Origin of the sequence: Alicyclobacillus fodiniaquatilis (assembly GCF_042678105.1) — a bacterium.
GTDB lineage: Bacteria > Bacillota > Bacilli > Alicyclobacillales > Alicyclobacillaceae > Alicyclobacillus > Alicyclobacillus fodiniaquatilis.
Genome location: NZ_JBHUCX010000033.1, coordinates 1 through 26400, shown reverse-complemented (window position 1 = coordinate 26400; position 26400 = coordinate 1). Strand labels below are relative to the sequence as shown.

General features: G+C 43.8%; 28 protein-coding genes and 1 pseudogene. All 29 read right to left on the bottom strand.

Features of this window, described 5'->3' with window-relative positions:
• Positions 1 to 74: 74 nt before the first annotated feature.
• On the bottom strand, positions 75 to 1610 hold the full coding sequence (locus ACFSB2_RS13235; RefSeq protein WP_377943542.1) for an ATP-binding protein: 1536 nt from the start codon (positions 1608 to 1610) through the stop codon (positions 75 to 77).
• Between the two features lie 31 nt (positions 1611 to 1641).
• Positions 1642 to 2139: an acyl-CoA thioesterase gene (locus ACFSB2_RS13230; RefSeq protein ID WP_377943541.1), complete on the bottom strand. Its 498-nt coding sequence runs from the start codon at positions 2137 to 2139 to the stop codon at positions 1642 to 1644.
• Positions 2140 to 2399: 260 nt separating this feature from the next.
• Entirely contained in the window at positions 2400 to 2729 is a 330-nt protein-coding gene (locus ACFSB2_RS13225; protein ID WP_377943540.1) for a hypothetical protein, read from the bottom strand.
• Between the two features lie 307 nt (positions 2730 to 3036).
• On the bottom strand, positions 3037 to 6819 hold the full coding sequence (locus tag ACFSB2_RS13220) for a beta strand repeat-containing protein (RefSeq protein ID WP_377943539.1): 3783 nt from the start codon (positions 6817 to 6819) through the stop codon (positions 3037 to 3039).
• A gap of 285 nt (positions 6820 to 7104) precedes the next feature.
• Positions 7105 to 7266 (bottom strand): hypothetical protein, encoded by a 162-nt coding sequence (locus tag ACFSB2_RS13215; protein ID WP_377943538.1) that lies wholly within the window; start codon positions 7264 to 7266, stop codon positions 7105 to 7107.
• Between the two features lie 849 nt (positions 7267 to 8115).
• Complete coding sequence (locus ACFSB2_RS13210) at positions 8116 to 8604, bottom strand: hypothetical protein (RefSeq protein WP_377943537.1); 489 nt, start codon at positions 8602 to 8604, stop codon at positions 8116 to 8118.
• The gene (locus tag ACFSB2_RS13205) at positions 8570 to 9037 is read right to left on the bottom strand and encodes a hypothetical protein (RefSeq protein WP_377943536.1); all 468 of its coding nucleotides are present in this window, start codon (positions 9035 to 9037) and stop codon (positions 8570 to 8572) included. The genes ACFSB2_RS13210 and ACFSB2_RS13205 overlap by 35 nt, the downstream gene beginning before the upstream one ends.
• Before the next feature lie 22 nt (positions 9038 to 9059).
• Entirely contained in the window at positions 9060 to 9455 is a 396-nt protein-coding gene (locus tag ACFSB2_RS13200) for a hypothetical protein (protein WP_377943535.1), read from the bottom strand.
• On the bottom strand, positions 9449 to 11008 hold the full coding sequence (locus ACFSB2_RS13195) for a phosphoadenosine phosphosulfate reductase domain-containing protein (RefSeq protein WP_377943534.1): 1560 nt from the start codon (positions 11006 to 11008) through the stop codon (positions 9449 to 9451). The genes ACFSB2_RS13200 and ACFSB2_RS13195 overlap by 7 nt, the downstream gene beginning before the upstream one ends.
• A 76-nt stretch (positions 11009 to 11084) precedes the next feature.
• A complete protein-coding gene (locus tag ACFSB2_RS13190) occupies positions 11085 to 11591 on the bottom strand; it encodes a hypothetical protein (RefSeq protein ID WP_377943533.1) in 507 nt (168 codons plus the stop codon).
• A 25-nt stretch (positions 11592 to 11616) separates the two neighbouring features.
• Entirely contained in the window at positions 11617 to 12477 is an 861-nt protein-coding gene (locus ACFSB2_RS13185) for a hypothetical protein (RefSeq protein ID WP_377943532.1), read from the bottom strand.
• A gap of 428 nt (positions 12478 to 12905) precedes the next feature.
• A complete protein-coding gene (locus tag ACFSB2_RS13180) occupies positions 12906 to 13310 on the bottom strand; it encodes a hypothetical protein (protein WP_377943531.1) in 405 nt (134 codons plus the stop codon).
• A 148-nt stretch (positions 13311 to 13458) separates the two neighbouring features.
• Entirely contained in the window at positions 13459 to 13710 is a 252-nt protein-coding gene (locus ACFSB2_RS13175; RefSeq protein ID WP_377943530.1) for a hypothetical protein, read from the bottom strand.
• Between the two features lie 81 nt (positions 13711 to 13791).
• On the bottom strand, positions 13792 to 14220 hold the full coding sequence (locus ACFSB2_RS13170; RefSeq protein ID WP_377943529.1) for a hypothetical protein: 429 nt from the start codon (positions 14218 to 14220) through the stop codon (positions 13792 to 13794).
• Positions 14217 to 14513, bottom strand: coding sequence for a hypothetical protein (locus ACFSB2_RS13165; RefSeq protein WP_377943528.1), 297 nt, complete (start codon positions 14511 to 14513; stop codon positions 14217 to 14219). The genes ACFSB2_RS13170 and ACFSB2_RS13165 overlap by 4 nt, the downstream gene beginning before the upstream one ends.
• Positions 14514 to 14708: 195 nt before the next feature.
• Complete coding sequence (locus ACFSB2_RS13160) at positions 14709 to 16412, bottom strand: hypothetical protein (RefSeq protein WP_377943527.1); 1704 nt, start codon at positions 16410 to 16412, stop codon at positions 14709 to 14711.
• A 77-nt stretch (positions 16413 to 16489) separates the two neighbouring features.
• Positions 16490 to 16789 (bottom strand): annotated as a pseudogene (locus ACFSB2_RS13155) (JAB domain-containing protein); the annotation flags it as partial.
• 227 nt (positions 16790 to 17016) lie between these two features.
• Positions 17017 to 17400, bottom strand: coding sequence for a hypothetical protein (locus tag ACFSB2_RS13150; protein WP_377943526.1), 384 nt, complete (start codon positions 17398 to 17400; stop codon positions 17017 to 17019).
• 359 nt (positions 17401 to 17759) lie between these two features.
• Positions 17760 to 18224 carry a hypothetical protein gene (locus ACFSB2_RS13145; protein ID WP_377943525.1) on the bottom strand — a complete coding sequence of 155 codons (465 nt, stop codon included), beginning with the start codon at positions 18222 to 18224 and terminating at the stop codon, positions 17760 to 17762.
• A gap of 133 nt (positions 18225 to 18357) precedes the next feature.
• Positions 18358 to 19053: a hypothetical protein gene (locus tag ACFSB2_RS13140; RefSeq protein WP_377943524.1), complete on the bottom strand. Its 696-nt coding sequence runs from the start codon at positions 19051 to 19053 to the stop codon at positions 18358 to 18360.
• Between the two features lie 262 nt (positions 19054 to 19315).
• The gene (locus ACFSB2_RS13135; RefSeq protein WP_377943523.1) at positions 19316 to 20728 is read right to left on the bottom strand and encodes a DNA cytosine methyltransferase; all 1413 of its coding nucleotides are present in this window, start codon (positions 20726 to 20728) and stop codon (positions 19316 to 19318) included.
• 457 nt (positions 20729 to 21185) lie between these two features.
• Positions 21186 to 21608: a hypothetical protein gene (locus ACFSB2_RS13130; protein WP_377943522.1), complete on the bottom strand. Its 423-nt coding sequence runs from the start codon at positions 21606 to 21608 to the stop codon at positions 21186 to 21188.
• Positions 21609 to 21611: 3 nt separating this feature from the next.
• A complete protein-coding gene (locus ACFSB2_RS13125; protein ID WP_377943521.1) occupies positions 21612 to 21926 on the bottom strand; it encodes a hypothetical protein in 315 nt (104 codons plus the stop codon).
• Positions 21927 to 21950: 24 nt separating this feature from the next.
• On the bottom strand, positions 21951 to 23033 hold the full coding sequence (locus ACFSB2_RS13120; RefSeq protein WP_377943520.1) for a phosphoadenosine phosphosulfate reductase domain-containing protein: 1083 nt from the start codon (positions 23031 to 23033) through the stop codon (positions 21951 to 21953).
• Between the two features lie 184 nt (positions 23034 to 23217).
• The gene (locus ACFSB2_RS13115) at positions 23218 to 23604 is read right to left on the bottom strand and encodes a DUF6573 family protein (RefSeq protein WP_377943519.1); all 387 of its coding nucleotides are present in this window, start codon (positions 23602 to 23604) and stop codon (positions 23218 to 23220) included.
• Between the two features lie 82 nt (positions 23605 to 23686).
• A complete protein-coding gene (locus ACFSB2_RS13110) occupies positions 23687 to 24109 on the bottom strand; it encodes a hypothetical protein (protein WP_377943518.1) in 423 nt (140 codons plus the stop codon).
• 1010 nt (positions 24110 to 25119) lie between these two features.
• Complete coding sequence (locus ACFSB2_RS13105) at positions 25120 to 25323, bottom strand: hypothetical protein (RefSeq protein ID WP_377943517.1); 204 nt, start codon at positions 25321 to 25323, stop codon at positions 25120 to 25122.
• A gap of 116 nt (positions 25324 to 25439) precedes the next feature.
• On the bottom strand, positions 25440 to 25634 hold the full coding sequence (locus ACFSB2_RS13100; RefSeq protein WP_377943516.1) for a hypothetical protein: 195 nt from the start codon (positions 25632 to 25634) through the stop codon (positions 25440 to 25442).
• Positions 25635 to 25681: 47 nt separating this feature from the next.
• The coding region (locus ACFSB2_RS13095; RefSeq protein ID WP_377943515.1) for a hypothetical protein at positions 25682 to 26400 on the bottom strand (719 nt) is incomplete at its 5' end.

Below are 26400 nucleotides of genomic sequence, written 5' to 3'. Positions count from 1 at the left end.
AAAGAACAACACCAGTGCGGAATGTCATTGACCATTAATGAGAATTTTGGAATTAGGACTCAATTACAGAAATTCTAAGCTGAAATACTCGGACACGCTCCTAGAACATTTATATCCGAAGAAATATTGACGTGAACCTCTAAACCCTTTGTCTTCGCTAAAGCATCAGTTAAAACAACAACTGATTCTAAGATAGTTAAGAGATTTAAAGTTTCGAGTTTTAATTGGAGTTCTTTGTGTCGTAGCTTAGAATAATCAAGAATGTCGTTAACTAAGTTACTTAATCGTTTACCGCTGTTTATTATCATATTTAGGTTTCTGTGTACGGTCTCGTTAATTGGGCCTCCTATTCCATCCAGTATCGATTCACTTATCCCAATAATTCCATTAAGTGGTGTCCTTAATTCATGAGAGGTATTCGCTAAAAATTCGTCCTTAATACGACTTAATCTCTCCAACTCTTCATTCTTCACGGTAAGTTCTTTTGAGTATACTTCCAGGTTTTCGTGTATTTGCCTATATCTATTACTGTGAACAGCGATAATTGAAAGAATCATCAACATAAGCCCATATTGAGCTGTACCAGACTCCTGATACGGTATTACGTTAGTTGTAACAAGTACATCATACGTGCCTGTTAACATATAAGCCGTGAAACCGGCAGCGAGAACCCTTAACTCTGGATTTTTCCAAGATGCTTTGATAACAAATGTCCCTACAAGGATCATGGTTATCAATAATATTTGGTCATACAAATTGTAAAATTGTTCTACAGACCAAAGACCAGACATGTCTGAAACGATGATAAAGGCCAATAATACTGTATGGAACCACCATAGCGCAGAAAATGATTTTCGAAATTTGCCTAAAAGCCTAGAAATAAAAGGGATAAACATTGTTGGTGCTGCATAAAGGCACAGTAAACGAACCTCTATCCAAAAGTGTGGGTTGTCATACAAAAGAGATTTGATATAAGTCCTGCCAAAGAGATATCCCGGTTCTACAATAAGAAAGGTAGCCAACCATAAGTAGTATCGGTTACTTTTTGACCGTAGTCCTAGGGCAAGAAAGAAGAAACCGACACTTGCCATCATTACCGGAACTATTATTTGCGTCAAGTTTGCTCTTAGAATATGTCCGAGTAGTACAACTCTTTCACCAGCTTCAACGGTACCTCTTAGTCCAATCATGTTGTACTTTGATTCAACTTCAAAATACAGCGTTTTTCCTGCTGAGTTATCCGGAAGTGGTATAAAATTAAAATTCCATCCACTAAATGTATGCATGTTGCCAAAGTGATAGATCTCGTGGCCATCTTCGTACACTTTGTAGTTCTCATAAATTTCACTAACAAACAAAGAGGTGTCTTGTGCTGGTAGATCCTTAGGTAAAATGATCCGTTCCCAAATGACAGATGATTTCTTTTTGACAGTGTTTACGTCATTGGTTGTTTGCCAATCACTCGAATGTTCAACTTCATCCAGTGAATGAGAACCATAGATATATTGAACTGGAGTTTGAATATTTGTTTGTAGGCTTTTGGAGAGTTCCACATCTGCAAAGAAAAAGAGAGCAACAAATATTACGCAAAAAGTGTACAGTTTGTACATTTGTTTCCCCTTACCCTTAGATTTCTTTTTGTTATTCTGTATATCCTTGAGACGTTTTATGAATCGCTTGGAACTTGCTAAATACTTCGGGATTCTCACGTTTTAACCTAATAATCTTGTTGTCTCTATTCATACAAACGTGTTCTGTTTCAGCAGTAATTAATAGAGTTGAATCTTTTAGTGTCTTTTGTAACTCTTCGTCCGACATCAACTTACTACCCTGTTGAATTTCAGTGGAAAGTCTATAAACTTCATAATGAAATGATATTCGGATACCCTCGAGATTACTCAGCTTTGTTACAACTAGGATTGTGTCGTCATATCGAGCGGGAATTTTATAATCGACATTGAGGTTTGTAACGACTACTAGTACTCCACTCTCTTCTAATTCCCGGTATGTAAGTCCAAAGTTTGTAATTGTAGTAGAACGGCCAATTTCTAACCAAGGGATATAATTCCCGTGATAAACAACCCCCATTTGGTCTACTTCTGGATATCTTACTTTCAGGCAATGCGTAAAATGATTCATCACTAAATTCTCCAATCAATAGCTCAAGAGTTATGTAACCATATGGATATCACGTGAATGATATTTCTTTAGTCTTTTACAACCAACGTATTATAACAAAACTAACATTGATTTTGTGCAATCATTCCATGTTTGAATATTATTTCGAATCATTCAGACATTACTGAATTCACAAATCCACACGGGGGATTTATGAGGATTTTTGGGAGCATCACATATGTAGTTTGGTTTTGATTGAGAACTTGATTTAAATGGTTATATCACAAGTTAAATAAAGGTAATGTTTGAACATGGTTTTTAGGTATATCCGTTATTGTCTTAATTTGAGGTTCCAATACTATAGCCACTTGTGAAGCTTGTGGTGACATTTCTTTCTTAATAATAAGAGTAGCGTCTAACGCTCGTCCACTAGGTGTACATATTACTGGGTACAACTGCGCCTTCCCCCATTCCTCGTTATCATCTTTCCAGAATATATATCCTCCTGGCAGACATTCTTTTTTTAGCCGTTCAAATTCCCATTGATCATATTCCTTTTGAAACCTTCCAATTTGCCCATTTTCAAATTGATAACCGATGATATATTTCATTGCTCACCCAACCTTTTTAATCAAATTTTAGGGTTACTGTCTCAAGTGAGTAACCTGTGACTTACTAGAAAAGCACCTATGGTAATGGGGAGTGTTTGAATTAATAGAGTTCGAGAAAAATCAGCCAAAAATGAATAGTTTCCATGTTGGGATCTAAAATGAATAACCATAAATAATATTTGTAGAGCAGCTGCAGCTATTCCACAAGTCTTTAGATGGAGTTTGTTCTTAAACACTCAACGTTTTCCCCTCTTTTGGAAAGAAGGCCACCCTCGTAAGAGAGCAGCCAATTCCGAATTCATTAAAATTAAGCGATAGTCCAAGCTGTGCCGTTGTAGTCCGCAGTGTTTTCGTTTACATTAATTGGGTTGCCGGCCAAGTCAGTTACACCGGAACTAATTTGTACGTCAATGGTATCCGAGGATTGCGGAGCATTATTTAAGGTTAGTGTCACCGTATATACCCCGCCACTGTTTGAATAAACAGCGTTTGTCACCCCGTCAGTTGAAGAATTGTCCGTTACGCTGTAATTCGACGCATCTGTTGCTGCTGTTTGATCAAGGCCTTTATTGAACGTGAGGGTAATTGTTCCGTCATCATTCAATACCGCCTGCGTCAGTTCTGGCGCAGCTGTATCCTTTGTCACCGAGACTGTAGAAGCAGTTGTCGAGTTTGTAGAGTCAGTTGCTGAGATTGTGATTGGGCCATCTTGCAGCGTATGAGCATCTACACTAACCGACCATGTACCGTCTGAACCAACAGTAGCTGTGCCTGTTACTGTGGCATTTGCAGAATCAGTTAACGTTACATTGATTGAGCCTCCTACTGTTCCTGAACCCGATACAGTGTAGGAACTCGCGTCTCCTGAGTTAATATAACTGCCTGCATTAGTCGTGATTGTAGGAGATGTAGCCTGTGACGATGAAGAACCACCGCTGGATGATGTGCCACCACTTGACGACGAAGAACCAGCACCACTGGAGGAATTCGTGATTGACCACACGGAACCACTGTAGTCAGCCTCATTAGTGTTTGCGCTAATTGGATTGCCATCCGTATCGGTCACTGATGAAGAAACATCCACGCTAATCGTATCTGTTGATTGTGGAGCATTATTAAGGGTTAACGTCACTGTGTAGGTACTGTTACTATTGGAGTAAACCGCACTTGCTACTGTATCTGGATTAGACCCGTCCGTTACTGTGTAATTTGCAGCAGTTTGTGCAGAACTCTGATCCAAGTCCTTATTGAATGTGAGAGTAATTGTACCGTCATTATTCAATACTGCTTGAGTCAATTGTGGAACTACTGTATCCTTTGTGAATCCTACCGGGGATGCGTTTAATCCGGCTGTTGTGTCTGTAGCGGTAATGGTACCTGACCCATCTGATAATCCGGATGCATCAACCATTACACTCCAGTTGCCAGATGAATCAACCGTTGTAGTGCCAGTTACATTTTTCCCATCCTGGTCGGATACCTCAACACTAATATTGTCCCCTACAGTCCCCGTACCTGTGACGTCATACGAACTTTCATTGGTCGTATTGATTTTGTAGTATGCCGGAGCCATTTGAATTGTTGGTGTCGTGGCTTGGGAAGTACTGCTTGGTCCAGAACTACTAGAACTACCTGATGATCCACTACTAGACGATGAACCACCACTATTTCCGCTTCCGGAGGCATTTGAGTCTACGGAGATACTGTACGTCGCCGTTGTTGAGCCGTCTGCTGCGGTCACTTTAAGATAGTCACCAGTGATTAGACCTGTTCCGCCGTTTAACTCGTTGGTAAGCCCTGCATCACTGTAGACAGTATAGTTTTCAGTGGAGCCATCTGTTGATTGAAGTGCTCCAATTAATTCAGATACACTTGTGCTGTTGGCCACGTTCACTGCCAGAGAACCACTTGTGTTGCTGACGTTTGTAACATAGTTTCCATTGTCAGCTGTTGAGTCTTGAATTTGAGTGTTATCACTTGATTGCACAGTAATCTGGTACGCCATCGAAGATGTCTGATTGGCTGCTTCAACAGTAAGAACATCACCTGAAACCAATGCACTCGTTGAGGAAACGGTTGCTCCACTAGAATTGGTCACCGTGTACGTTTGGTAAGAACCGTCCGTAGCCAATAGGTTATTCGTCAGGTCCTGAGCAGTCGATTGCCAAGCAACGGTTACACTTTGATATCCAGGTTGGTTGTTGATCGATTTCAGGTAGGTTCCATTATCAGCGCCATCCATAATCTCTGTGTTATTGCTTGGTAGGATATTGATCTGGTAAGTAACCTGCGTTGTATTGTCAGCTGCTGTAACCCTGAGTTCACTACCGGTTGTGAGAGTAGATGAACTTGGTAAGGTGCCTCCATTGCTGCCGTTAAGAACGGTATATGTCTGCGTTGAACCATCCGTGGAAGCGATACCGTTTTCTAGATCCTGTACCGTCAATCCATATGGTACCGTCACAGACTGAGAGCCTGAAGTGTTTACCACATTTGACACATATGACTGTGTGGATTGAATGTCCGTGTCATCGCTTGCCTGTGACGTTTGTCCTGATCGACTAGACGAGACACCACCGCTAGACGACGAAGATCCGTCACTAGAAGAGACGCTACCACTGGAGGAAGTGCCACCGCTAGACGACGAAGATCCGCCACTAGAAGAGACGCTACCACTGGAGGAAGTGCCACCGCTAGACGACGAAGATCCGTCACTAGAAGAGACGCTACCACTGGAGGAAGTGGTACCGCTAGACGACGAAGATCCGCCACTAGACGAGCTACCACTGGAGGAAGTGCCACCGCTAGATTGCGTACCACTATTGGACGATGAGCCACTGGAGGACGTACCAGACCCTCCTGTTACATTTGTCGGTTGATTACCTTTCAAAGATGTGACCGTTCCAGAACCGCTTAAAGTGACAGAAGAACCCGTTGAATTGTTGGTCAGTGTTTGAACTTTACCATTGTTTTGGACGGATACATTGGAAATACCGTTTGCAATGGATAAAGCACTGATGGTTGCTCCGTTCTGAACCACGACTTGTGCTTTCGAGGTAGTTACTGAAAGAGCATTTACAGATGTGCCACTGCTAACTGTCACAGGCGTACTGTTAGTGATACTGACGCTGGAATATGGTTGTGAACCTGTAAGAGAAACAGGTGCAGAGGAAGCAATCTGTACGGTTCCAAGAGAACCAGAATCCTGTTCCAGTGTTACATTCTGTCTTTCCGTACCAGACACACTTGTATTTGCAATCGCTGTATTTCCTTCAGATACAATGTGAACGGCAGAAGTACTGTTCACTATCAGGTTTGGTGACGTAACGTTATCAAAATGAACTGAGTGTGACGCACCGGATAGGACAATGATTGAGCCTGTCACTGAGACGTTTTTGATGTACGAAGTACCGTCTGCTCCAGGATTGACATACAAGTTACCGTGAATTGAAACGTTACTTAAGTTTGTGTTCGTGCCTGTAATAACAACGTTCTTATTTAGGGTTACAGAACCTTGTGTAGGTCCATATGTGTTCCCTGTCTTCACGATTACTGGCCCACTAGTCATGCCAAATGTGTGCTTGGACGAATCTAAGTTCCCACCGATTCCTGCCACATTAAAGATGGCTTGAACTGTTGAAGCAGGGACAAAGCTTGTAAATACAGGATGTTTTTTGGCACTACCGGGATCCAAGTGGACAATCTTATTAAACTTTGTTACGACGTTACCGTTGACGGTTAGAGTCGTGTTTCCCGACCCTTCAGCTACAGAGGAAAAGTCTAGTGTGTTGTTTGCTGTTGTTAGTGCCCATGTTGTTCCATCCCATGTGGCTGTGAACCCTGCTTTTTTCAAGGCTTCGTTCAGATACCAAATCGGCAGATACGTGGTAGTTGTTCCGTGGTCTGTTACGATGAGCTCATATGGGTTGTTTACTGCGTTACCGTCAACCGCAATAGAAAACCTTTGTGCAATCGTTTGGACTGTTGAACTGCTGTGATTAGAAGAGGCTGTTGCTGCCAATGCTACTGGTGCATAAGCGCCACCCATAACCACCGAAGCTGCTACCACTCCAGTTAAAGTCTTTCTCATTGTGATACTCCTTTCTGATTCAACTGTGAAAGTACATAGGCTACAATTTAGTGCCCGCTTTCCCATTACAATTGTCACACCGCTACAAATGGAAAGTCGGACACACTGTGGACATGTTTTATATGAAAATCTAATTTTTCGGTTGGAGAAAAAGGAACGAGGAAAATAAAAAAACCAGATCTCTTTAATAAGACCTAGTTTGCTTAGTATATGTAAAGTGGATTGACCTTTAATTGGAGTGTTGCGAAGTAAAGCCGGATGACTTGTATCTCTATCCAGCTCTACTTAACGGAATTTAACTTTGCGGATTTCTCCTACCCCTCTTACATTCATAAGCGGGACTTCCATTTTCACTTCGAACCAACCGTGTTTAAGAAGTGAGCAGTCTACTTCAAGACCACGTTGGAACTTACCGAAATCGGCTTCACGAATCCAAATTGTCACCATGTCTATCACCTCTCTGTTACTTATATTTTAGCATGGAAATTGATTCTGGTTTTTGTGTTTTCGAACTGATTCTATACGTCATGCACACTAAATATAGAGTTATCTAGTGAATTTCAATTTGATAAGTAAAGATCAAGTCAAACACCGTTATCCGCCTATTGTGAAGTTGGTAGGAATACCGCCCCTTAGAAGGGGCGTCTGCGACTGTCACAGGTTAAAGCTTATTTGTAGGCTATGTTCGCAAGAAGTGTTGTTTTTTGAGCTCATCCCTACAACAATCACTTGATATGGTTGATGAACATTACAACAAAAGCACCCCTAATGGCAACAACATAAATCGAGAAATATATCGAATATAAGATTTGTGAGTCTTATACTTTTGACGGATTTTTCGAGACATCAGCCAAGGCAATGTGCAAAATAGAGTTACAACAACATAACCAATCACACAACTAATGATAACGCCCATCCACCAAGGCAGCATGATTGAGCCCTCCCCGCTTAACGGCACCATACTGTTCTGAAAACCACAATTACCGAGAACACAACCTATGTTTGTAACGTAGAACGGTTTCTGCCTACGGCGCAGATTGATTTGTGAAGAACCACTCTGGTTCGCCAGTAATTTCCATAAAATTCATGTTTGTGAGTTGCAGTCCCACATGAATTTATTGCAGTTATCAACACTGATTGTATCCCCTAGGGGTAACTTCGGCATGATGATTGTTGCACCGTTCCAGTAACCATTCAGATAACTAGTATCAGGTTTCATAGATATTGACCACGATGAGTCTCCCACCAAATCAAAAAGGAGCCCCGAGTAATCGGGACCCCTAATGTATGAGGTATTTAAGAAATAAGTCGAAGTTGGCCGTTGTCTTCAACATTGAATAAAACAGATTCCTCTGATTCATCATCAAAAACATCTTTTGGAACCACTTTGTAACCCAGCCGGTACGCGAGCGCTTTGAGTTGTTCAATTTCACGATTCAGCAGACGGTTCTTTGTCTCCTGCACTACCTTGTCGATGTGCTGTCTAGCGATTTCACAGAGGGCCTTGTGCAAGTCCATCTGATTTGCACGTAAATACCAGGGAACATCAACGAATGCGTTTAGGAAGACGAGGAACCTAGAATCCGCATACTCCTGTTGGAAGCCCGACTTCGAATAGTGAGCTATGAATCCGCAGTGACCGTGGTAATAGTTGTAGGCCAACTCGGTCATATTTTCAAGTGAACGCTTCTCTACTGATGTAACAAAGTTTTTGAAGATTTTCTCTTTGTCTTTTGCCGAGTACCATTTTTCATCCGAGAAGCTTGGCATTTGTATCGTCGCCATCAAAAAGACCTCCTTGTCGGAAAATGAGTTCCCTAACCGTCGTTTGTGGTGTTATCCAGACACGGCGGTTTTCAAAGTGTGCGATTGGAGCAAAGGTGATTTCCTCTCCTGATTCTTCATAGACAAAGGTGCTGACCTTGTACGGATTGTAGTAAACACTCTCCGTCAGGCTTTCGGCTTTGTCACAGTCAGCAGATTGGAAAAATCCGATCGCCCATGCATGAACATTTTTTCGGTTATCCCGTAGTACTCGTTGCCGACCAGATTCTCGTACCTTGAAAGTAGTGTCGGTCAAAGTTACGGAATTGGCGTATGCTACAACTAAGCCACTAGATTGGTCCACAATTGAGAAAACCGAGTCACCGCGGTTCAAGTTCATATAGACTCGAACCTTTTGGCCAACGTGTAGTTCCCTGTCCTTTACAATTTCCACTGGTATGACCTCACTTTTAGGTTTAATAAAAGCCATCCAAACCGAACTCAGACAGGACTTCCGCTTTGGCCTCTCCTTCGAGCTCGGTCCATCGCTTGAAAAGTCCCGATGACCGGCGCTTGGTTGGAGTAAGGCGATTCACGTTTGCTTCCTTGATTTCGATGTCCCTCTGTCTCATGAGAGGGTGTCGATTAAAACACCGAAGTGCTTCTGCTTTACGGGCTTTCAGTGGTTCCCTTTCCCGAGTTGCAAGTCGACGCATTTCCGCTTGTACCTTCTTTTTATCGAAGCCCAAGAGAGTAGCGGCACACTCTGTTCCGTAATGACTTACTTCACCAGTTGTGTCGTCCTTGAGAACGGTTCGCCCACAGCACGAACAAGCTGTTACATCATCTGAAATGCCTACAATGGTCAGCATACAGTGAGAACCCCCATTTCATCGGGTGTTGCAAATCCGAGCCATTGGTCGAGATACTCACGTGCCTGCCTCACGGTTTGCAAGATAGGTCCACAAAGTAAAAATTGTACATTTGTGGCCTTCAAGTCACCATGGTTGTAGGGTTGCATGAAGTAGAAAATGGACACTCCGGTTTTAATTGAACGTTCACGAAGGAATTGAATCACTTCGTCCTGTCCCATATCGAATAACTCCCACAGTGGAAAGATGGGGTTTCGATTTGTTGTTTCTTTTACGTTCAGCTGCGCAGTATCCTTATGCAGAACGATTCTACCATCGTAATGAGACATGTGATTCACCGCTTGAAGACTCGACTTATTTAGAATCAATCCATCGGCGGCCCACGCTTCTAAAATGGCGTCGATCTCAGCTTCCTCTATTAACGTGTGGCCCGAAGCCTGCTCTGTGTAGAGGAGCGCTTCTAGAAGCAATTTCCGTCCCGCTAATGAGATGGGGCCAGGTTCAAACTTCCAACCTTCTACCATCTTGAAATCATCTACTGCTTCGTCATCAAACAGATTCAATTGACCAACCATTGTGTCCGCTTGTTTTAGAAGGTTACGTTCCGCAGCCCTTCTCAGTGGCTGGCGATACCTAATATCCAACCTTATGTCGTATAGCAATCCCTTGAAAGCCAGAAGTGGAATGAGACTTGTGTTCCCGCTATTTATGAGATTGACCATCATAGGATCCTGCATCGGATGACTCATCATAGTACACACAAAGCAACCATTCCTTCCACCGCCACAGGACGGTGCTTGAGTGCAATTCGCAGTAAATGGGCATTCCTTATCGGATGCCTGATAATGTGCGACCAGATCGTGGATATCAACGCCCCATGGTAAACCATGAGTGATCAGAGTATCCCATACCTGTGAGGTCGTGATGTGGCGAATCGGGTGGTAGACAAGAACACGTTTGAGGTTTGCATGTAAGGCAAACTTATCTTCTAACGCGTGCTTCTCGATAGACGTCTTGCGCCTCGACGATTCGTCTTCTCTTACCCCAAGTAGCATCACCGCATCGTACTCATCGAAAGTCGTAAGCGAATTACGCGCACAGATTTCTTCAACAATTCGGTTCACCGGCTGGATTTTTAACTTGCTTTGACACCACATAAACCTAGATGTACTCATTACCGGGGTGTTCCCTTTTCCGAGAACTTGAACCCAGTATCGGTCTTTCATCACTGGCATTACGAGGTGTGCTTGAATCGGCAGTCTTTGACTTGCGGCCGCCTGTTGAATCATACGGACACTGTGGCGAACGAACGCGGTCATGGCCGGTTCTTCGACGCCAGTTTCGGATGTGATAACGTGTATGGTCTTAGTGCGCTGGTGTACGGGAAGTTGTTCTAAGGCTGTCCAAACTAGCGACAGGACCAAAGATGAGTCTTTTCCCGTAGAGAAGGTGACAATCAGATCACGGTTGTCACGTAGGTATATTTCCTTAATCTCCTCAATTATGTCTTGGAGTTCATGTGTCTCCTGCATAAGCGCTGTTAGTAATCCCATTCGAACGCCCTGTGCAAACAGGTCGGAAGGTTACCCTTCGCGGTTACTGCTTGCGCGAAGGGCTTCCCTCCCTTAATTAAATTTGCACTGAGGCGAAACTCATTATCTTAGGCAACCAAAGAACCAACTTGATAAATTCACAACCATCATCGCCATACTGGGTTACATGAATGTTTTCTAGAGCGACGATTGGCATGTATTTTTCTTTGACAAACGCGATGACTTCATCAAGTGAAGTAAACTCGATGTCCGTTTTATTGGCACGGTAATCGTGAATCTTGATGTCCACACACTTCGCGCCGTCCCACGTGTACTCGAAAGCATCCGTATAGAAGCTCTTAATGTTCTTGGATTCATCTGTGTACTTGAAGCAGTAACGATCTTTATGGACATACACTGTAATGCCATATGCCCTTAGGCGTTTTGCGTTCTCTTCCATCGTGAATCCCATCCAAGATGTAACGAGTTTACCGTCAGCGTACAAGTCTGCTTCATAATTCATTGACGTTTTCACCGCAGTTAAAATGTCATCTGTGTTGATCGAGGAAATTCCCTCGTAATATCGATCCATTGAGAACTTCATTCGAATTCCTCCTAAGTTTGGGTGTCTAGCCTACTAGGTCCATCAAGTCGAACAAGGACAACTGATTATCCTTTTCACGCTTCTTCGCACGTCCCGCCCCTTTGTGTCGGGTTCCAGGTTGAGCGAGAAGGTCTACTTGATAGATTCCCTCGTAGTTATCTTCCATCGAGGCAAGTTGTCGGATGTTGAATGCGAGTGCTTCTTCTGAAGTCCAGTCATCGGGACTCACGTACTGCCGAAAAGGAGTAACGAGTCGACCAAACTGACGTCCAGCGAGCCAACTACTCGAATCCACCGAGAACCAGTCGTACATCGCGATATACGGTGACGCTACGCCTAGTCCGTGAAACGGTTGAGTTGGATACCGCCTGAACAACTCCGAGAACATTTGGTGGCGCTCAGCTCGTTTAATGAACTTTGTTCCACCGATAGCGATAATCGGATGGTCCTGTCGTACCATAGCCTCAAGCGATTCCCATGAAGATTGGCAGTGCCACACGGGAATTGGTTGTAACCCTTGGTCAACGAGATACCGATAATTACGCTCAGAAGTCTCTGCATCACCTATTTTGTCTAGCGACAGCGCCCCAACAATGAGGTCTTGATGCTTCCATAGCCATGCAGCGTAATCTTCAACAAGTAGAGGTTCATAGGGAATCCCATCTCTCTCTGCTTGAAATCTTGAAAACTCGCCACTGTCTATCAGTACCGACAAGCCGTGGTCTATCAATTTCTGTCGCCAACTATCTGTCTTATCTCGGCGTAGATCCCAATAGCTTAAAAGGATGAATTTTGCACCGTTCTCTTCTATGAGATTCCAGTCATCGTTACCCGCCCGGCCTAAGCCACAGAAATAATGACGAACGCCTTTGAGAGTGATGAGCACAAGACCTCGAACTGTTCTAAGAATCTTACTGATATCTTTGAATACCAACTTCAAAAGGCCGAGTAGAGCCGACGAGAATTTCGAGAATGGCTCTAGTTCCTTTCGAGTGGTAGTCCGTACATAGAAGAGGTGAGCAATTGACTCTCTGAATTTCACTCGCGAGATTGATAAAGGGGACTTGCTCTTTGTCGTTTTGAAATAGACCACTTTTGGAGTCACTTCAATGACACAGTTTGCAGACCCGTTGGCAGTTTGAAACTCGTAACCCTGCCTCAATCTGTTAACGAATTTACACTCCAACCTCTTCGCTTTTCTCTTGGACTCTCGGTTCATGTAGAGTGCCCGATCGTTTCACTTCTGCGGTGGGTTACCCCATCGCCTAATAGCAGCACGATGGGGCTTCCCCCCTTCAGTAAATTGGCTCTTTTTCAGAGACTGTTTTGAACTACGGTAATGAACAACTCTGGATCTGATGGGTTAATGACGGCTTCTACCTTTACCAAATCATTTGGATGACCTTGGTTGCGATAAGGTGCACCGAGTAGGTTTCTCCGGAATTGTGTTTCTACGACGATGTTACCGTCTTTCAACACGGGTACACCGAAATCATCCCCAATTGATAAGCAAACCGTACCGCCAAAACCAATGTAGGCCACACCATTAATGTGGTATTCCGTCATATGCATCATTCCACGGTGTCTACTTTTCAGCCATTCGCGTATTTGTGAAAAGCTGAATTGACCGTAATTTACTTTGTTGTCACGCGAACCATACCGACCTTCAAAGAGAATGGTATCTTCTGTGATTGGTGATTGAACTTGTGCTTGAGTCATTACTTGCCCACGCCACTGTCTGTGAGGAATCCCACGCAGTACAGCACGTGGGTCTTCCCCCTTTACAGTGATTTGATTGGACATTAGAGACTAAGGTAGTCGATCTTGAATACTTCAATGTCCTTTCCGTGCTCTGAAAGGAACTTTTCTAATGCTTGGTAGTCTGCAAGTTCCTCATTGATTGGCGATTGTTCGTGATGTACTTTTCTGCCCAACTGTCTGCGTCTTCGATGACGGTATCAGCTGCGATGAGGAATTCTTCTCCCTCACTTTCGCTGTAGCCAACACTGAATCGAACACTTGGACCGATACGAACCATCATGTTGTTGATAAAAGCAACAATGTCCGAAACCTCACGATCCGATGGGTCGTAAGTAAATACTCCATAGACATAGGCCATATTAGGTATGCTCCTTTACCGCCCCTGTCGAGTGGGGGTACGGTGTAATCTGTCCCCACTCAGGACGAAAAGTGCATAGAATTAGCTGTTCACGTCGCAACGAGTAAAACTGATTTCCTCGTTTAACATATCGAAGTAAACCGAACCGATCCCTCTCAACTCGAGGTCCCCAGTCTTGTTTACCCAAATCTGCACACTCGTCGGTTCTTGATCTCCTTCAACAACAAGAGACGCTTCACCGACAAACTTTGTGTAGTCAGGTTGGAGACTAGACGCATCAATATTACGGAAGTCGCAATTTACCTTTGTGTCAAATGTATGATTTAGTCGTTGGACCAAAGAGTTTGCGTTTGCCATGAGTTCCTCTGGAACCACATGTACTAAATCTCTCTCTAGTACTTTTCTTTCTAAGCCAAGTTTATCGAGTGCTGGTAGGAATTGGCTGTGTTTCTTTTCAAGGTCTACTGTTGTCTCGTAACCAAGTAATAAGATTGTTGTTTTTGAACTCATTGGTGCACCCCTTCCATATGTCCCGTTTCATGCGGAACCTTGTGCTCCTTATAAATCAAGTGAGCAACTCGAATCGCAGTTTGTTCGTCCACACCAACAGGGAAGTGAAAATCCTTCTGGCTGTCGACTGTCACAAAATAAGTGACGTCGAAGTTCAAGTCGTTTTCTTCTTCAAACAGGTTGTGCGGTTCTCGATAGTTGCGGTGAATATGAACTGCAATTACATGTCTATCCTCGTCAACAAAAGTGTGACGCTGGTCAGGGTTATCGAAACCATAGTCATAGATTGTCATATTATCGATTCACCTCTGGCATTGTCGTTGGACTTAACGGCCCTAGTTGTAACTTCAATGGATGCTTCTTGTTTTGCAGTGGGCAACGCCAATGTGTTTTGCAATTTCGTCTTGGCGTTTATCTAGACTTTTTCTCAACGTACGCAAACGTTGTTTAAATCCCTCCAAGTGAGCACCTCACTTCTGGAATAACAATCAACCCGCATCAAGCCAGGTCATCTCATGTGGTTCAAGAAACTCTTCATAGTCATCGTCTTCATCATCCACTCGGTTGATAGGAAGTCCGAGCTCAGGTTCATTAGATGACGAATCCATTTCTGGATTCATCTCTAGTTCCTGTTCTTCGTCGTCTTCTGAATTCATATCCTCGTCTGATATCTCCAGTTCTTCATCATCCTCTGTGTCAGTAACGTTTGCTGTTTGGTCTAGAACACCTAGGAACTTCGCATTACTGAGTACGGCTATTGCTTCTTCTCGCCTTCTGTTATGCCATTCATCTAGGTCTTCCTCGAGGTCTTGAACAACAAGTCCAGTTTCTGGAGACCACTTAAATGCGTCGGCACATCCATTGCGAGCGTTCATTGCGAAGAATTGAAGAACTCGAGTGATGAATTTGGCATCTCTAGACTGAGCTAACCCTGCTTTGTACAGGCCGTCATAGCATGAATAGTCTTTGTTTGCCATGCTGATGCTGTACTCCGTTCCCCGTACCGAAGTCCATTTTTCTACCCAAAAGTAGCTGCGGAGTGCTTCTTCAACCGCTTCTACGGTATCCGCTTGGACTAACGCATCGACTAACGGTTTGATTACGTCATCTGATGGAAGGTGGTCGTAAGTAGTGCCCCTGCGACCAGGCTTACATGAACTGTTGACCATTACTCTTTCACAATGAGCAATATCGAATTTAGACATGAAGTAAAACAAGAAATCATGTCGTGCATCCGAGTGAAAGGCATGGAACCAATCGTTTCTTGACGTATTCCAAAATCCCCAGAACTTTTCCGGTGTCTCAGGTTGAGGTAAGGACTTGATCGCGTGACGTACTTCATTGTCATCGCAAAGGTGAGTTTCCCAATCTGCCATATGACCAAGGCGATAAAACTGGGTACCTCCTGTCCGAATGACTGTACGCGATGCAAGTTCCCATAAGAGAGGGTGGTGTTTCATCCATTCGAGGTAGTCATCTTCATGTTTCTCTTGAAAGCCGACTTGGTACTTCTGGATGGATTCGTCATCTTGGTTTAGCCATATCTTCACTTCCGCGTAAGATGGGCTCCCGTTTTTGTACTTCATGATTGTCCCGTAGAGTAATACCCCACGATAATATCGACCATTCCACCCGCGGACAACAATAATGTCGCCCTTTTTAATCTCATCGGCCGATATCTCCTCAGCTCCAAGTTGTTTAAGTTCGTCCAGCAAAGCAATTGAATGGTGAACTTCTTTCAACCAATCCACGATTTTGTCATGCCCCGTAAAACGGTTCATGTTCCAAAGTCGTTGCCCCACCCACTGTTCAAGTTTCTCTGTCAAAATCGAACGAATAAATTCCGATTCATTACCAAAGCCATCAGACTTTGTTCGACTGAGAGCAACAATGAGTTCGTTTTGAGCGTTTTGGTTAAAAGCATCCTCCGAATTGCGATTTACGAACGGCTTAACTTGTTTGTCTTTCCATGTAAGTGCAATGTTGATGAATTTCTCAGCCAACTTCAAGCCCTTACTCGACGCAGCGTAGAGCATTCTGTCTACGATAGGTTCCTGGATACCACGAGCAATCATGACTTCCTTAAAGCGATCAACGTTTCCATCCAGTACTTGAAGGAACTCCCTAGGAGCCCAAAAGTCAACTTGAGAAAGGTCGTCGCAATCCATTGCAAAGAGACTCATTTGGTTCATGTTATTGTTCCCTTCTCCCTTCCCAATGCACGGGAAAGAGGTAAGTCCCCGCGTGCCCGGGTAAGTAAAAAGGTCGATTATGAAATATGGCCTAAACTGCGTAGACTCTCGTATTTGCCGTTACCACCCACTATAATGTGATCCGCAACTTCAATTCCAAGAATCTTTCCAGCTTCTACTAACCTTTTGGTTACGCTAAGGTCCTCCCGTGATGGAGTAGTATCTCCACTCGGGTGGAAATGGGCGACAATGATTGAGGATGCATTATTCAATATCGCCGGTTTGAAAACTTCCTGCGGATGAAATACGCTTGCGTCCAAAATTCCTATTGAAACAGTATTTATGGCCACAACTTGGTTCTTAGTGTTAAGGACAAGGACAACAAAGTGTTATCTGTCGGCAAATAGGTATTCTGTAAGGATTTGAGAAGCATCATCAGCACATAAAATCTGTTTTACTGGTGTGCTTACACTGCTCTCTCTGACCATCTGAATTTTGACTACCGGAATTCGATAGGACATATGATTGTTTCTCCTTCTCTCCCCTTTCACACGTGGGGAGAAATTAGGTCCCCGCGTGCTAGGGTGAATCGAGAAGCAGTTTGTTAGTCTACAGTCGATGTACCGTAAAATTCGCCCATTGTTTGTGACCGCTTAATACCAGTCTTCAAACAGAACATGACACGACCGTATTTGCTGTCTGGTCCAATCTGAACTTGTACCCATTCGTACTTTTCAGTATTGTTGACGTCAGGAACATCTTCGTATTTCATTGTTGGCAGCGCACGAATGCGTGCTAATTCTTCAGCAACAGGTTGGTACTTCTTTTGAGATTGAAAGTCGTGTACGTTTGGCGTCGAGATTCCTCCCAAGGGATAAAGTGTAGGAAAACAAAAAACACTAGCAGAAAAAGACCTTCGAACTCTGGATTTTTCCCAGATAAGCGAACGTCTAACGCTAGTGTTCCATCGCAGTAAAACTGCGCTCATATGAGGTTTCCCTTTTTGTTGTTGCCTCTTAATTCCAGATTCTCGTCGGCCTTGGCCTCGGAGGACGGTTGAATCTCCCTGTCTCTATCGCACGTGTACGATTTGTTGTACAACTTCGGCGGGATAGATTAGCTACAAAGCAAGGAGTGATACAGGTATTGCCTTTGGTGCATTTGTTGCTATCTGTCCGTTCGGCCAAAGCCACTCGATACGAGTATAACGGACTCAATAATGCTGTCCTGGTACAGGGTCTTAACGCATTATCGGGTGTGGGGTGTTTATGGATATATCATACTTCAATGGTCTATATTGTTCAACGATTATGATAGAGTTGGTCAGTTTTTATGTATGTATTTCTTCTACTGGTATGTGGAATCTAGGTCTGATCGTTCTCCGATAAAAACGAAGTAGTCTTTTTCTGGGTGATCTTTAGCATATGCAATAATACTCGTTATTATCCTATCTAAATCATCGCATCTCCTTAGTATTTCGACCCGTTTATCAGCTCTCTCTACGGATTCATTGACATCTCTGTTATATTGGTTTATTTTCTTTGATAAGTTTTCTTCATTGACCCCTTTAAACAGACGTTCTGAGAGCAATTTTATTCTTCCTATTACAAAGAAATAGTCATTCACGACTGATTCTAAAACCTCAATATCGCGTAGGGATAACTCTATTTTATCAGTGACAAGTCCGTCAGCATTTATACTTCTACTATATAAACCTAATCCCATTTCTGTATGAATGAGATGATGATTTGGAGTTTGAGAAATATCATATGTTAAAACAATTTCATCTTCGTGAAATAGATGCAAGTGCAATTTTTCAATATTCTCCTTCCTTCCTCCTCAAATAGAGTACGACATATAAGGGAAAACGCCTAGTAGCTATCAAGGCTACTAGGCGTTTTTATTAAATAAAACAGTCACTTGGTGAAAATTACCACGCGAGATCTCACATGTCTGTCTTTTCTTTTGGCCTAACCGTTACAGTTCTCGCTTCGATATTAACATTAACGAGTAAGAGTTCCGACTCAGCATAAGGAAAATCGTATCCTAGTACCTTTGGACCCAGCAAATTGCACACGCAGTGAGTAACCATATCACCAATTTTAGCAGACTGATTTATTGACTGAATTGGTGAAAGCCAGTACGCAATGCCGTGACCACTCTGTCCGTCAACATCAACGATGGATGGTGTTCCAAATGCATAGAACTCGTTTGGAATGTACATCGTGATGTTTCGATCTTGATAGATTTCTTCAAGTTGTTCGGAGGAATACCAGCATTCTGAGCCGGAATCATCGACAATCTTAACGTCACCGTCTTTGTCGAACTTTAACGCTTCATAAACCTGGTTCGCCGAAAGATCGGAGAATCCTACGTTTTCGACACAACGAACATATCGCTTTGGTACTTCTCCGATACCATCCACGAGATGGTTCAGTTCCCCAATGAATTGGTTTACCAGGTCGCCGTTCTCAAAGTCCAGTATTGAAACTGTCGTTTTAGGATGGGCGCCTAACGCTACCATGTCATCGAGAAACGCCTCCATAGTCTCCCTGTTTCGGAACCCAACAGATTCGCCGCCGAAGAATACAATGTGGTTGATATCAGTATCGTTCTGAACATTAATCATCGTTGTGGTCATGAATATTCTCCTTTGCTCACCCCATTCCGTGAGGGCGATAGCTAATTTCCCCCACGGCAGGGCTTCAAAGAATCATTCAATTATAGATAGTTATCTTATTTACCCTATCGAACGCCATTGCCATTTCGACACCGGTAAAAGGATGCTTTACAAAAACTCCATCCATTCTGGTTCAATCCGACTGACTTCAAAATGAACCCTAGTTTTGCGTTTACCTTATCTTCAACGGCGAAGGTCTGATGTTTCATAGTGAATCTTCCTGTCACGCGAAATTTAGTCCAAGGTCTAATTGAGTGGCCTTTGAAAACCGATGTTGCTTGGTTTCTTTTGTGCGCCTTTTACTCGAAACTCTTAACCTCATCTGCATCAGAACCGAAGCGACTGCGACAGCCAAAGCACGAAACATACGGCCGCAAATTGCCTGTCCAATCAATCGATACTGCGTAGACTTAGAGAGGTGCTCAGGCATCTCATAGTCATTAAAACCTTGGATTGCAAGGATTTCATTTGGTTCAAACATCGAGAGCAAGTTAGGATTTTTAGGATGACGGAGAAATGGTCCTGTTGATTGGATTTTGTGGTAATTGGCAATGAACGCAGGAATCCTCTTGTGATCCAACGTAACCAGACTATCCTCAGAAATTCCGAAACCGTTACCCTTTGCCATCTGTTCAGATCGATGTTCACCAAAGAAAAAACGCAATGTCCGGTTTTCACTGATGGACATCCATTTGCGATCCTCTATTTCACGGACAAATTTCTTCACTTTGTCACGATGCGCAGCATTCAAGTTCGGTTCCGGAAACTCAAATTCAAACGGCTTCTGAACAGCTACCGATATGAAACGTGGTCGGGAAGCAATCGTACCGAAGTCCCACGCTTGTAACACCCTATCACTCACGTTGTAATCCATTTCGACCATCATTCGCTTGTAATGTTGGTAAAAACTACTATTTCCAAACTCTGGAACGTTCTCGATGAGAACTACCGGGAAACGCTTTGCAGAGATGATTCGAAGACCATGATGGACCATTGGCGCCGAGGCCGAACAGACGTAATTACGACGTCCCAGACGAGAAAATGGAGTGCAATCTGGAGTGAAAATGAATACATCAGAGCTCGGAATATCGTCCTGATGGATATCGAACATGTTTGACCAATACAGAACCGGATTCGGTTGGTTATAACGTAGGGCTTCGAGTGCAGTCATGTCGATGTCGCCGGCTACGGCAACCTCGAAAAGACCTGTGTTCTCAAAGGCGTAACCGCCCAACCCTGCCCCACTGGGTAATTCGACTACTTGGAATTTCTCCATCGTCGTTACCTGAGACGGGGCGTTGTCCTCCACAATTCGGAATGATTGTAGTTTCGAGATACGGATTTCTCCTTGTTGTATCTCCACTCGAATCTTTTCCTTGTACGTGAAGTAATCACTGATGGTTTCTGAGTTCAAGTCCAATATCGGTGTCTCATGTCCTTTTCGCTTCCGAGAGCTGATGTGAATGTCCCCGTCATCCTCTGCTTTGCGGATCGTGATAGTGTGTCCGTATTCGATGGTCACTGGTGTTCCAGGAGTAAAGTCTGCATCGAGCAAAGACAGATTCTCTAACCAAATACGACCCTTACCTCTGTTACGCCCAATTGACACTGTATGAATACCTCTTAATCGGTTCATTATTCGTTCCTCCATTGACCACCCTGTACTCGCGAGGGTGGTTTAAATGTTCCCCCGCGATAGGGTTAATCAATGAATTTTTTCAGTATTGTCTCGGTTTGTTTACAGGCAGACTCTATTTAACATTAGAGGCTTTAGGAGCCATACTTTTCACGGCACCCCTGACACTTCTCAAGGTGATGAACATAATGTTCAAGACATAAGACACTGACTCCCAGGTTTGGACAATCCTCAATGAGGAAGTCATCGCCATTTATCATGTTCATGACCTTGTTACAGTTACCGCACGATACCATATCGTCTTCTATACCATAATCAATAAGATCAACCATGTATCTTCTTCTCCCATTACCATCCCCGATTCGCGAGGGATGGTTATCGAATTCCCCGCGACAGGGTTGTAATGGTGAACCACAATCAGTTGTTTGACTGTTCTTCGTGGTTTATTCAATAAGACTTACGCACACACCAAATCCTGTTCTTCGTCCCAGAACTCCATGTCATATGGAAGGTCGTCTTCTGTATAAGCTTCATTCCAGGTATTTTGGCAAGCATCGGAGCAATGACATGTTCCATCGACAGCGACAGATGCCTGACTTGCCCAAAATGGTCTGCTACACATGCACTCTAACAATCGGTCTCTTCCAGTTTCACCGGAAAGTAACTCTTCGGGGCCTTCGCAGAAAAACCGATACACTGTACCCACAAAGTGTTTCACCTCATTCTTTACTTCTGACCAATAGGTCACAGTAACGAGATCGGTTGGGTTACCGCCATTCATAAGATATCCGCGTAGAAATTGCACAACGAACAGCACTGACTGGAATGGGAAAGAACAAGTTTGGTTAGCGATTCTTATTTGGTATTTGCTATTTGGCATTGTTTATGCCTCCTTAGATAACCGATTTACACGGTTTGGTACTTTTTCAAAATCATTAGTCATCCATCCGAGATGTTTCGCGCACGTATAGACACAAAGAGCATGAGGTAAATGAGAAAGCTCTGAGTCGTACTTTGTTCGAAACGCTTCTCTGACTTCTTGTGTTGTTTCACAGACCCGCAAGAATAATTCGTAAGGAGTTAACACCTTTAGAGCGAATTCATTCGCATTGTGATGAATTACAAGGTGTTGAATCGCAAGTTCCTTTAGGAACCCGAGCAATGCATCCTTGTCATTAATCATCGTTGACCTGTTCATATATGTGACCCCCTATGAATTTTGTTAGAACGAACCACCCGCACTACCACGGTTCGCACCTGCAGGAAGAACCCATTCGCCTTCTTTAGCAAGGATGTCATTCACTTGTAGGTCGCGGTTTAGTGCCATCTGCGCCCAATTCGAGAAATTTGGGTCGTCGATTGGAAAGCGATCCAAAGAACCAAGGTTCGCTTTGGTGGTCAAGTCCATTCGGGAGTCCAACGTGTGATTGAGTTCCTTTTCGGTTCGCACAAAACGCTCGAACCTATCCGGTGCGATGAATCGAAAGAGTGCCCAGAGGTCAGGTGTCTGGAATATACATCCAGCACACGAACAACGTGGGAATCCCAGATAGTACGCAGGGTGTGGTACAACTCGCCATCGTTCGATGATTGACCAAATCTCCAATTCTGACCAATCGATAACCGGCCTCCAGGAATGGACATTTCTTGTTCGACTATGGCAAGAATGTAATTCCGCTTCGTTGTATCGGGAGCGGTTTGGGGATTCTTCACGGCGTTCGCCGGTGATTACGAGGATCTTCGATGGATCCTTAATTGTGCCATTGAGGTGGGGGTGGTTATTGAGGACCCTGCGGAAAACATCCACCTTCCCAGCTGCGCTGCAGTAACGAACGCGCAAGTCCGGAGACATTGCAGGCCACATCATTCGTGTTGACTCTTTACCCCTCGTTGTCGGCAAATGTTCCACTTCGCCGTCATCGCGAGTGAAGAATACATCACCCGTTCGACTTTGGTTTCTGAACATTTCTCCACTGATGCCCTTGTCCCGCCATTGGAACCGAATTGGAATATCAAACAGTTGGCAAACGGCAGTGCAGTATGTTGTGGTCACGGGCCAATCCCAGAAGTCGGTACTGGATTTCTCATGCTCGTGCCAACCATCACAGCACTGATGCCACACCTGTATTTTTTCCTTCGGTACACCCAATTCGAGAAGGTGTAATAGCGATGCCAATGAGTCTTTACCGCCCGAAAAACTAACAATAACGTGTGTATAGTCCTCAAGCGGAAAGAGCTGGATCGGCTGCGGTCCTTTACGTTCCACCTCGTTCGATTCGAAGAGCTCTAGTTGTCTTACAGACATGTTTTCTCCTTCCACCTCCCCGTTGCTGGGGGAGGTTAGGTTTCCTCCCCCACGGGATTGTGTTAGGACGATTGCTATGCTACTTTCTTAGTCTCTCGAAACTCAATTGTTTGAGGATTAACTGGTTTAACCGAGCCATCTTTGGTATTCACCAGAAAGCATGGGTAGCGTGAATAACTACAGGTTAATCCTCGCCAGGAAGAGATAGAGTAATGACTGGTTGACAGTGGTCTCCCTCGTGTATTAGTGCTTGAATCTGCACATTACGCTTTTGGGATTCCTTCATAACAAACTGGACAGTGTAAGTGAATGATGTGCCCGATACTCTCCGCGCATATATCGCGAAGAGAGACAGGACATCCCACAATCGTCCTTCAATAGATTGTCCATGTGATTTCACAAAACGCGGGTCCGGAGTAATGAACTCTGCCCACAGTTTTTGGGTAACAGCAACGGGAATTTTTACTCCAGCTGCTTTTGCAGTTTCCGTTACATCCACCAGAACCCCATCCGCAATTGCGTCAGCTCTGGTGTATGTACTGATCACTTCTCCGAATAGATCGTGTGTCATGTATAGTTCCTCCCTTGTGCCATCCCTTCACGTGGAGGATGGTCACTAGCTCTCTCCGCCACGTTCGGGTTTGGTAAAAGGGTTAAGATGCTACATTCAGAACACCTAGTTCCTTGTGTTTACCGTCGTAAAGTTCAACGTTGTAGATGCCACTTTCTTCGTCATACGTCACAGTCAAATAGAGTGTTTGAAGAAGTCCGAAGCCGGCAGTTTCGAAATAGTACTTATTTTCCTTCTTACAACGGGGCCTAACGTAAGTTAACGCCCATTGCCTTTTCAGATACTCCGCCATTTTTTCCATTGTTATCACGTCATTCGGAATACCGTCCTGAAGGCATGATGGACAAAGGATGTTATGTTCCTTGGTGTACTTCCAACCAAAGCGGGAAGTACCGTTCATTACTTGAAAACGCTCGTTTTCGGACACTCGGATCTGACTGTCGCATCCTCTACAACGCAAGAAAATTGGATTTTCATGCATTCGGTGCCAGCGTCGTGCGCTCATATGAATCTCTCCCCTATCTTCCCCTTTGCGAGAGGGAAGAATAAATTCCCCGCTCGCCCGGGTGGATAGTAAGTCTTTTGCGTTACCTCCTTGGTTTAGTTGGAATCCAATAAACGCAAAAAGGGAACACAATGCAAAAATAGACCTTCTACACATCCGTCCTTTTGGGAAGATGGGTTGAATGTCCTGCTTGTGTTCCCACGCAAGTGCGTTCAATTTTGGTTTCCAGGAAAATGTTACTTACTCTAAGTTCTTCGGACCCTTGGATCAGAAGGATGGTTATCTCCGTGTCATATATCCACGTGAGCGCTGTTCGTGGCTCAACTTCGGCGGATATATTAAGCCAAGTGGGCAAGGAGTCTAGCATGGTAAAGATGGTGTGTCTGTCTGTTCGCTTGGCTAATGCCTACTCGGTACGAGTATCTGCGAACTCAATGTTTACTACTCTGGTACAGAGTCTTAACGCAAACATTGGTTGGGGGTGTATATGGTTATATGATACTTCTAGTTTCTGCGGCATTCAATAGAAATACAGGTTATCTTTCCAAGAAATCACTTAGTGATCGGAGTCTCTTAAAACAGAACTGTTTGCTGCCTTCTGAAACTCGCGCTTCATACTATCACCCTTATGGTCGTCTTTTATAAGGGTAGTATAAAACAATACCTGCCGTGCTTGTTAATGATCCAGACCATCCTCAATGATCCTGCGTACTTCCTTTTTTCGTGCGTTCAACATATCATCTTCGCTCGAAAGGTAATCAGGACGTGGTATGCTCAAAATCTCTTGTAAAAAAGGGTCTACATCCTCCGTTCTCTTGTCTGAACGTCAGAACTGAATAACCTTGATTTTCTTGTGACGCATCGGTTAAGGACCCCTCATAAAAATACTTTCCGAACACTTTCGCTGTTAATTCTATAACAAAAAAGAGCAGGAGAACGTACTCCAGCTCTATCCCGTGTTCAAAATAATTGTAAAAATCCATAGATGCTTCAACGATAAGAACCACGTTTCATTTTTCACCATATTTGAGCTTCAATCTCTTTATTGCCATTTTCCGAACACGTTCATTGAAATTGGCCGCATCTTCCCGAAACTTATCCATCTCTGTATTTGGAATGTGGTAAAGACTGGCCTGAAAATCCCTAATTTCCCTGTTAAGTTCTGCTGAAGATATGCCATGTCTCCTTAAAAACTCGTCATCCTGTTCCTTCACTGTTACACCCCTCTATAAGCATGTACAAAAAACATCCGTACTAATGCTTATGCAGGCTTATAACCAAAAATTAAAACAGCCCACCTAATGGCAGGCTGTTCACGTTAGTAATTCAATTATGCGTGAGCAAGATTGCGTTTCGCTCGACGAAGAATTAGGTTCTCCATCTGGCGATTGGCTTCCTGTACTTTCTCAGGATTACTCAGAAATTCCGAAACAGGAACTCGCACAAAAAGATCTTCTTGTGCCTTCTTAATTTCCTGCTGGAGAAGTTCTGGGTCAATGTCATACATCACGTTATTCTCAGGCATCTCGGATCACTCCTACAGTCCCATTGTATCACGACTGGAATGTTCGCTCAATTCGTTTCCATAAAGGTTTGCAACATCGACCACATTTGAGCTGTACGAATTGAGTCCATCGACTTATTGCTCCAGAGTACCGCAACAATCTCTGCGTTTTGATACTCTACTGGACATGCTACAGCCCATACGTCCTTAGTCTCAGCAGCCACCGCCCCCTGTTTCTTTCGAGCGGCTTCTGGAAGATTTTTAAAGATGTCTGGAATGTCAGCAGTTTTGTATGGGACGTTCCCATTAACATCAGTTGCTCCATGAATCCATACCTTTTCAGATTTGCATCCCTCATGAAGTTCGGTGATGAAGCCGCCAACAGTAACTAACAAAACCATTAATGGGCTGTTCCCAAATGACGACTTTTTCTGGTTAAATTTGTCGCTAGCTGCTCTCGGCAAAATACTTCCGATTACCCGGACGAATTCCGCTTCAACATCACGTATTTCATTACGGATAGCATTCTCTTCATAAAGCAGGTCATTGTTTACCGAATCCCCCTTGAGTAACAGAGCCTTGACTCTGAAGCCCAAGATTGTGATAGTCCAAAAATACTGACCTGCTCTTGTCATTGCGAGTAAGCCTGCGAGTATCCAAAGAGATGACGGTATCTGAAGGTCTGTGTTTTTCGCAAGTGAAAAGTGCAAAGAATCGCGGCCAATTTGTGCATAGCACCGCCACACCGTTTGCGGAAAATTAAGACGAAATGGTAGACAGCGCGTGG

Coding starts and splice junctions, on each gene's coding strand:
- ACFSB2_RS13235 (WP_377943542.1), bottom strand. CDS start 1,610: ATGTACAAACTGTACACTTTTTGCGTAATATTTGTTGCTCTCTTTTTC.
- ACFSB2_RS13230 (WP_377943541.1), bottom strand. CDS start 2,139: ATGAATCATTTTACGCATTGCCTGAAAGTAAGATATCCAGAAGTAGAC.
- ACFSB2_RS13225 (WP_377943540.1), bottom strand. CDS start 2,729: ATGAAATATATCATCGGTTATCAATTTGAAAATGGGCAAATTGGAAGG.
- ACFSB2_RS13220 (WP_377943539.1), bottom strand. CDS start 6,819: ATGAGAAAGACTTTAACTGGAGTGGTAGCAGCTTCGGTGGTTATGGGT.
- ACFSB2_RS13215 (WP_377943538.1), bottom strand. CDS start 7,266: ATGGTGACAATTTGGATTCGTGAAGCCGATTTCGGTAAGTTCCAACGT.
- ACFSB2_RS13210 (WP_377943537.1), bottom strand. CDS start 8,604: ATGGCGACGATACAAATGCCAAGCTTCTCGGATGAAAAATGGTACTCG.
- ACFSB2_RS13200 (WP_377943535.1), bottom strand. CDS start 9,455: ATGCTGACCATTGTAGGCATTTCAGATGATGTAACAGCTTGTTCGTGC.
- ACFSB2_RS13195 (WP_377943534.1), bottom strand. CDS start 11,008: ATGGGATTACTAACAGCGCTTATGCAGGAGACACATGAACTCCAAGAC.
- ACFSB2_RS13190 (WP_377943533.1), bottom strand. CDS start 11,591: ATGAAGTTCTCAATGGATCGATATTACGAGGGAATTTCCTCGATCAAC.
- ACFSB2_RS13180 (WP_377943531.1), bottom strand. CDS start 13,310: ATGACTCAAGCACAAGTTCAATCACCAATCACAGAAGATACCATTCTC.
- ACFSB2_RS13175 (WP_377943530.1), bottom strand. CDS start 13,710: ATGGCCTATGTCTATGGAGTATTTACTTACGACCCATCGGATCGTGAG.
- ACFSB2_RS13170 (WP_377943529.1), bottom strand. CDS start 14,220: ATGAGTTCAAAAACAACAATCTTATTACTTGGTTACGAGACAACAGTA.
- ACFSB2_RS13165 (WP_377943528.1), bottom strand. CDS start 14,513: ATGACAATCTATGACTATGGTTTCGATAACCCTGACCAGCGTCACACT.
- ACFSB2_RS13160 (WP_377943527.1), bottom strand. CDS start 16,412: ATGAACCAAATGAGTCTCTTTGCAATGGATTGCGACGACCTTTCTCAA.
- ACFSB2_RS13150 (WP_377943526.1), bottom strand. CDS start 17,400: ATGAGCGCAGTTTTACTGCGATGGAACACTAGCGTTAGACGTTCGCTT.
- ACFSB2_RS13140 (WP_377943524.1), bottom strand. CDS start 19,053: ATGACCACAACGATGATTAATGTTCAGAACGATACTGATATCAACCAC.
- ACFSB2_RS13135 (WP_377943523.1), bottom strand. CDS start 20,728: ATGAACCGATTAAGAGGTATTCATACAGTGTCAATTGGGCGTAACAGA.
- ACFSB2_RS13130 (WP_377943522.1), bottom strand. CDS start 21,608: ATGCCAAATAGCAAATACCAAATAAGAATCGCTAACCAAACTTGTTCT.
- ACFSB2_RS13125 (WP_377943521.1), bottom strand. CDS start 21,926: ATGAACAGGTCAACGATGATTAATGACAAGGATGCATTGCTCGGGTTC.
- ACFSB2_RS13120 (WP_377943520.1), bottom strand. CDS start 23,033: ATGTCTGTAAGACAACTAGAGCTCTTCGAATCGAACGAGGTGGAACGT.
- ACFSB2_RS13115 (WP_377943519.1), bottom strand. CDS start 23,604: ATGACACACGATCTATTCGGAGAAGTGATCAGTACATACACCAGAGCT.
- ACFSB2_RS13110 (WP_377943518.1), bottom strand. CDS start 24,109: ATGAGCGCACGACGCTGGCACCGAATGCATGAAAATCCAATTTTCTTG.
- ACFSB2_RS13100 (WP_377943516.1), bottom strand. CDS start 25,634: ATGCCTGAGAATAACGTGATGTATGACATTGACCCAGAACTTCTCCAG.